We start from the raw sequence: 7,291 nt of genomic DNA, 5'->3' as shown, positions 1-7,291 counted from the left end.
TAATCTGCCAATGCCGGTGGGTACGCTGATGCGAATCCGCCCCGTCAGCGTGTGCCCAAGCATGTCGATGGATGCACGGGCGTTATCCAGATCGTCCAGCATACGCCGTCCGCTGGCGTAGAGCACCTGCCCCGCTTCGGTCAGTTCGAAACTGCGTGCCGATCTTCGAACAAGTTGCGCTCCTGTTTCACGCTCGAGCACCTTGAGTCTCTGGCTGATGTTTGACTTCGACATATTGAGTTTGCGCGCTGCGGCAGCCAAGCCGTGACACTCCACAATCTCAATAAACAACGTGATCAGATTCAGGTCCATTCGAGATACTCGATGAATAGCGGAACCGCGAGCGCTTTCGCTTTGAAGCCGCGCCATCGGGATCGTCGACGCCATCGATGAACGAGGCGCATCCTGTCCAATTGCCGTGCGCAGCAATTCAATGCCTGACAGGTCCGGCGGATTCATCCTTCCATCCTTGCAAAGCGGCTTATACGAGAACCGATTCGAATATGACCTTCACGAAGTCCCTCAATGGGCCATCGCTTTTCTCCACGCGCATCCGCAACAGTGCACCTTCCCAGCTATTCAACAAGAACTGGGCAAGCATGGACGCACGCATCCGATTGCTGATGTCGCCCCGCTGCTGCGCCTCAGCGATGCAGTCTTCAATGAGGCCGCTCCAGGTCTTGAAATGGACCTCCAGTCGCTCACGAATCGGTGCGCTGTGGTCAGCGACTTCCAAGCTAAGGTTGCCGAGCATGCATCCGCGCATATAGCCAGCCGCTTCATAGCCGCGAATTCGCTCTTCAAAATAGGCGCGCAGCCGCTCAATCGGGCCCAGGTCCGGATTGCATAGCAGCGCGCGTAGTTCTACGAAGCCACTCTCGAAGTAGAAGTCAACGATTTCGGCCCCAAACGATTCCTTGCTATCGAAATGGTTGTAGAAGGAACCCTTTGGCACCTCCGCCGCGTCCACGACGTCCTTGATGCCAGTGGCTGTGTAGCCGCTGTCATGCAGCATCTGCACGCCTGCGCGGATCAGACTGTCTCGCGTGTGCGGCTTTGGTTTCGGGCCTCGGCGGGCCCCCTTCGTTTCCAATACCATGTTCCGCTCTTATATTTATGACCGGTCGTCTTATATTGAGTCCTGGGAGGCAGATTGTCAATGCCTCGATGGCATTGGGGGTAAAAGCAGCCGCACACCCCGCGCGAAGCACTGCGTGTGCCTGTTGAAATGCCGGCAGGTGAGTCCCTGCCGATCGTTGCAGTCGTGGTGGACTGGCGGCCGAGCGAGCGGCCGGCTAGGCTGCGGCAGCCATCGGATTCGCCAGTACCAGAACGCTGTTAGTAGCCGGCGGTGAAGCGGGAACGCTCGTGCGCTGGCTTTTCGAGTTCGTCGACCAGCGCGACCGCATAGTCTTCGAACGAGATCCGGCTTGTCCCCTCCGCATCCTTGATAAGGCTGTCGCCCCCCAGGCGGAACTGACCGGTTCGCTCACCAGGGGTGATCAACATGGGCGGGCTGAAGTATGTCCAGTTGATGTCGGATGCCCGCAGCGCGGCAAAGGCCTTCATGTGAGAAGTGGCGATGTTGACGTAAGGCTCCGGCCAATAGCCAGACTTAAGTACAGTCACGCCGGGAGAGAACTCAAGGGATCCGGCTCCTCCCACCACAATCAGGCGAGGTGCATCGGCCTCGCGAACCGCGGCAATCAGTCGCTCGGTAACACTGACCAATTGATCCGTATAGCTAACATCCGTCGAATAGCGCGGATCACTGCTCGATGGACCAAAGGCGCTCACCACCGCATCCGCTCCGCGAATAATTTCCGCGATGCGGTCGACGCTCGTCAGGTCGTCCTGCACCGCCGTGACGGTTTCGGGAAGACCCCCAGGAAGCTTGTCCAGGTTACGCGCCACTGCCGTGACATGATGGCCGCGGCGAACGAGCTCATCGAGGATGGTTCGGCCTGCACGGCCTGTGGATGCCAGTAGAGCTACATGCATTCGGTACTCCTGGGTCATTGGGAATTGTTGTTGGCTTGCGAGCCAAGGCCCCAGTTCGGGCCCGGCGGTCACTCTGCTGCGCGTGCCGTCTCCAGCGCTGGATAGTCGATGTAACCTGCGGCGCCCTCACCGTAGAACGTCGAGCGGTCATAGGCATTCAGCGAAGCACCCGCCTTAAGCCGGTGAGGCAGGTCCGGGTTGGCAATGAACTGCCTTCCAAAGGCCACCGCATCGGCGCGACCCGAGCGGATCGCGTCATCCGCCGACTCGGCCGTGAAGCCTCCCGCAAGGATCAAGGTCTTGTGCCAGAAGGGCCTGAGCCGGTCCACCGCCTGCGGGGCATCGATTTCCATCCCCGCGCCATCACGTGCTTCGATCAGGTGAGCGTAGGCAATATCAAGCTCGTCAAGCTGAGTGAGGACATAGCTATAAAGGGCAATCGGATCGTCGTCACCGACATCGTTGTACGTGCCGAACGGCGACAGTCGAACACCGACGCGATCGGCGCCCCAAATTTCGATCAGCGCCACCGTTACCTCAAGGAGCAACCGCGCCCGGTTTTCAATCGACCCGCCATAGCTATCCGTCCGACGGTTGGACCGGCTGTGCAAGAACTGTTCGATCAAGTAGCCGTTGGCGCCGTGCAGTTCCACGCCGTCAAATCCTGCGGCCATTGCATTTCTCGCGCCTTCACGATAGCTCTCGATGAGCTTCGGAATCTCCGCAAGTTCAAGCGCGCGCGGCGTCTCGTACGGCACCCTCTTCCACTCCGGCGTCAATGTCGAATGACCTTCGATGGCGATCGCGGAAGGCGCGACGGGCAACTCGCCATTTGGCTGGAAGCTCGAATGGGACGATCGGCCGGTGTGCCAGAGTTGTAGGAAGATGAGCCCTCCCTTTGCATGGACCGCATCCGTTACCTTCTTCCAGCCTTCCACCTGCGCGGCGGAGTGGATTCCGGGTGTTGCGGGATAGCCCTGGCCAGAGGGCGTGACTTGGGTCGCTTCGGCGATGATCAAGCCACCGCCCGTAGCGCGCTGGCCGTAATATGCCGGCGCCAGATCGTTGGGCACGCTGCCCTGCCCGGCGCGCATCCGCGTTAGCGGTGCCATGACCACCCGGTGAGCGAGCTCATAACGTCCGACTTGAATTGACGAAAAAAGTGAAGGCAATGACATATGACTGATCCTTAGCGTGCAATCACAGGTCGCGAAAGAAAGGCAACCGGCTTTCCGCCCATGACGGCTGCCGGGATCCTTCTAAACATAATACGACCGGTCGTCTCGTATTTCAAGATGTTAAGTCAAAAATTACGCCAGCCCGGGCTGCGCGTGACACGACCTGTATGAGGGCAATTGTGCCGACACTCGGCAATAGCCACACTCTCCTGGAAACCATGAATCAAATCGTTCTTGACTATTGATGGGCGACGACAGCTCTTCTAAGAGCCTGTCTTCATTGGAGCGCGGCGTCCTTCGGCTCCTTCAGAGACACACCTTCATCTATTGAGGGGAAGGCATTGCATTGGCGACCGCGTCTCGAATTTCACTCGCTAACGCCTCGTCGTCGACGAGACGCACCAGAACAAGCGCTCCTACCGTCGCAGCATAGGCGGCTATGGCCTGCGCACGTCGCTGCGCAAACAGCTTCGCGGGCATGCGGTGTTCGAGCACATCGAGCAGTTGCTTGACGCCCTCTGTGACAAGATGCCGTGTCTGCTCACCTTGTCTTGACAGTTCGGGGCCCAGTGCGGAAACAAGGCAACCATGTGCCGGGCCATCACGGAACGATGCATCGAGATACTCAGCCATTCTCCGCGGCACTTCCTGAGCAAAGCTTGCTGGATTGAACTGCGTCCAGTACTCAACGTTTTTTTCCAGCGCGCGAACACTTGCCTCCGCGATCAGCCCAGCTTTGGAGCCGAACGCCGCGTAAAATCCCCCGTGAGTCAGCCCGACGCTGCGCATCAAGTCCGCAATGCCCACGCCATCCGGTCCCCGCGCCCGAAACAACTCTGATGCCTTGTTCAGCACGTCATCCCGGTTCTGCGCTGCTTTTTCCCTTGTGACCCTCATCTCAATCACTCAATAATTTCTCTTTGCCTTCGAGTATCGGAACTGGCGCTCAATAGCAGAAATTCCGGCAAGGGAGGCGCCTGTGGTACGCACTGCGATTACGGTCCCACCGCGTGCACAGACGGCGTCTTCAAGGGCGAAGGCATCCCAATGCGCGATGGCATCGGCCATGTCCCGCCGGAAGAATGGGACTCGCGATAGCAAGCCTCTGATGCACTCGCTAGAAGCAAACCTTGCGCGACCACCGTTGCTCGAAATTCACGGGTGTAGTTCTTCGAGCCGCGTCGCCGGCCCGATGTCTGGATTTCCATTGTTCTGATTCCCACCAGATCTGGTGGGAATCAGAACGCCGAACTCGTCCCCTAGTGAACAGACGGTCGGGGGACACGCTTAGGTACTTGCCGCAATACTGCTGTTCTCCGGTCGCCAATACGACAGCTCGCGCTGTCGACTTTTAATGACGAGAGGCCTCGTCCTGCGAGCATTTGCCAACTCAGTCATCAAAGAGGATTATCAGTGGCCGAGTGGATATCTGATGGGAAGGCAACTGGCAGGGCGTCCGTCGAGTTACAGCCAGCTTGGCTCCCAAGACCCTATGGGAGTTAGCGGATATTGGTAATTGCCAGGCGTTTTAGACATCTCAACCATTTCCGTTACTCCAGTGTACTGTCCCAACGGAGTGCTAACAGTAAATTGCTCCGGGTCCGGATAAATATGGCCATCCTTTGATCCCGCCATTGATTTCGCAAAATCGCGATCGAACACACCCATTTCTGGAAGCCACAGCGCAACCCGACCCAAGGAAACCTTGACGCGATAACTACCACCTTCTTTGGACCGCCGATACAGAGCAGCCATGGCACCCGTCGCAGCTAGCCACCCGGCTGGATAGTCACATATCACTACGTGGGGAGGGTGCTCTGGCCTGTCGTCTGTTCCTTCGATATTGTTTAGTCCCCACGCTAAGCCAGCCGAAACATCAAACCCCGGTCGATTCGACCACGGGCCCGCCTCTCCTGCGTAGAAGATATCGACATCGATTATGTTTGGATTATGTGCCCGTAAATCTGAATTCGATATTCCAAACCTTTCGCGCCAACCCGGTCGATGGTTGTTGAAATAAATATCGGCTTCCGAAACAAGCTCATAAAACCTATTGCGATGGGCATTTTCCTGCAATTCCATTTTGGCAGTTCGTACTCCGACATGTGAAGTATATTGAAAAACGTCCAACTCGACATTTGACGGACGAAAAATGTTCAAGACGTCGGCACCGTGTAATGCGAGGCTCCTGCCAACTGAAGGCCCGGCGATCACATGAGATGTGCCCAAAGCTCGAACGCCATCCAACGGCGTCTTTGCGTTCGGTTTGAAGGGGATAGGGTCACCATCTGCCACCTTTTCGATCTCTATTAGAGGCATCAAGCCCACTGATTCTAGAAATGCGTCTAGCTTAACGACCTCTTCGATCGGGCGGCCGAGTGCCATGACAACACCTGCGTCACTGGCCGCATTCTCAAGATCTTCGGCATTCCATTCTTTGATCGCTCTAGCAATTGAGGCCGGATCTCCACCGCCGCCCAAAAGAGAGATCGCCCTTTGCCTGATCGAAGGATAAATATTTAATGGCATTATCCATTTATTATCCTTCGTTTGATGCATAACAGGCATCGCAAAGAATGGATTGTAAGGATCTGATTTTCCGGGAAAGCCATTCACAAGCTCCCATTTTTTTTCCCAAAACGGAGTGAACCGCCGCAGAGCTTTCGGGACATCAACGTGAATATCTTGACCTTCCCCGGTTCGCTCCTTCCAAATTTTGGCAACCATAATCGCTTTCGCCGCCAAGCTGATTGCAGACATCGCACCAAACGGAAGACGACTATTTACAATCGGGTCCGCTCCAGAAAATGTGAGCGTCCCGCCGATATCATCTATGGAGGCGTTGCAAAGATCCAGAACCGACTTCAGATTTTGGTGCAAATCTACACCACATTCTTTTAGCGGGTTCCGATAGTTGAAAAGGATCTTCTTCGCTATATTCTCAGCGGCGGTCATGTCATTTCCTATCATGATGTTTACAAGGTGACGCATCAAAAGTTTCAATCGGCAAATCTTTATCGGTCGCCGTCTCGGGGACAAGTTAGCCTGTGACGCGTTCGCTAGAAGCAAACCCTGACGGCATCGACCATTCGACTACGCAGCGTCGAGGAAGAGCTTTGTATGCTCGACAAAGAGTTGCGGATACTGAAACGGTGATCCGTGACCAGAGTTCGGGTAGAGAATGAGTTGGGCGTTGGGGATATACTGTTGAAGCGTAAACGAGTTGATGGTTGGCACCATGATGTCGTTTTGACCGTTCACAATCAGCGTCGGATGCATGATCCTCTTCAATTCTGCATACCGTTCTCCGCGAGGCTGGCGCCATTCCGTGATTGCTGCCGTTTGCGCCTGCATGGTCTGAACCGACGAGGGGACGTCCGCGTCTTTGCGCTGGTGGCGACGCTCCCAGAAGGCTTTGCCGGCTTCCTGGCCAGACTCTGTTGGCGCAAAAAACAGATAAAGGAAGTCCTCCAGGCTGGGTACGGCATTTGCCGCGACTTCCCTGATGCGAGGATCGGAAGGAGGTTCACCGTTCCGAGGACCTGTTCCTACCAACACCAGGCGTCTGATCAGGTCCGCGTGTCTCAGGGCAAAGCCTTGCGCAACATAACCGCCGAGTGAAAATCCCAGAACGTCCACTTTCGTTAATTCCAGAGCTTTGACAAATACGGCAACGTGATCGGCCATTGCGTCAATCGTATCTGGCGTCTCTCCGCTGGTACTTGCGACGCCAGTATTATTAAAGAGGATCAGTGGCCTTCCTTGCGCAAGGCCGTCTGTTACCAACGGGTCCCAGTTGTCCATTCCACCCCGAAAATGTTGCAGCAAGAGTAGGGGTGTACCCTTGTCGGATCCGAAGCGCCGATAGGCGTAGCGAATCCCGTTGCTCTCTACATATTGAGTCTTCGCCGTGAAGTGATTTTCAATGTTCATTTTTGCGTTCCTACAATTGGAGTTGGAAAGGAGGTTGCGTACAGTATGTGTGCGAGATGAGCTGAATCTCCTTGTCTAGGTGCAACCGAGATCGCCCTTCATCTGCAACTGCACAAAACCAATATTGATACGATCAATGAAGGAAAAAACGTAGGCAACAAAAAGGAAGGGAATCACGC

7 protein-coding genes are annotated in these 7,291 nt (G+C 55.7%); all 7 read right to left on the bottom strand.

Annotation, left to right across the window (positions count from 1 at the left end; all coding sequences use genetic code 11):
- On the bottom strand, positions 1–459 hold a 459-nt coding region (locus ACYP5B_RS37510; RefSeq protein WP_459572947.1), incomplete at its 3' end, for a LysR family transcriptional regulator.
- A gap of 22 nt (positions 460–481) precedes the next feature.
- Complete coding sequence (locus ACYP5B_RS37505; protein WP_459572946.1) at positions 482–1,099, bottom strand: TetR/AcrR family transcriptional regulator; 618 nt, start codon at positions 1,097–1,099, stop codon at positions 482–484.
- A gap of 239 nt (positions 1,100–1,338) precedes the next feature.
- On the bottom strand, positions 1,339–2,001 hold the full coding sequence (locus tag ACYP5B_RS37500) for an NAD(P)-dependent oxidoreductase (protein WP_459572945.1): 663 nt from the start codon (positions 1,999–2,001) through the stop codon (positions 1,339–1,341).
- A 68-nt stretch (positions 2,002–2,069) separates the two neighbouring features.
- A complete protein-coding gene (locus ACYP5B_RS37495; RefSeq protein WP_459572944.1) occupies positions 2,070–3,179 on the bottom strand; it encodes an alkene reductase in 1,110 nt (369 codons plus the stop codon).
- A gap of 324 nt (positions 3,180–3,503) precedes the next feature.
- Entirely contained in the window at positions 3,504–4,076 is a 573-nt protein-coding gene (locus tag ACYP5B_RS37490; RefSeq protein ID WP_459572949.1) for a TetR/AcrR family transcriptional regulator, read from the bottom strand.
- 567 nt (positions 4,077–4,643) lie between these two features.
- Positions 4,644–6,134, bottom strand: coding sequence for a CoA transferase (locus ACYP5B_RS37485; protein ID WP_459572942.1), 1,491 nt, complete (start codon positions 6,132–6,134; stop codon positions 4,644–4,646).
- Between the two features lie 138 nt (positions 6,135–6,272).
- Positions 6,273–7,112: an alpha/beta fold hydrolase gene (locus ACYP5B_RS37480; protein WP_459572941.1), complete on the bottom strand. Its 840-nt coding sequence runs from the start codon at positions 7,110–7,112 to the stop codon at positions 6,273–6,275.
- Positions 7,113–7,291: the final 179 nt, after the last annotated feature.

It is taken from the genome of Cupriavidus sp. 8B, assembly GCF_054589115.1.
This window is presented reverse-complemented; position numbering and strand designations above follow the sequence as displayed.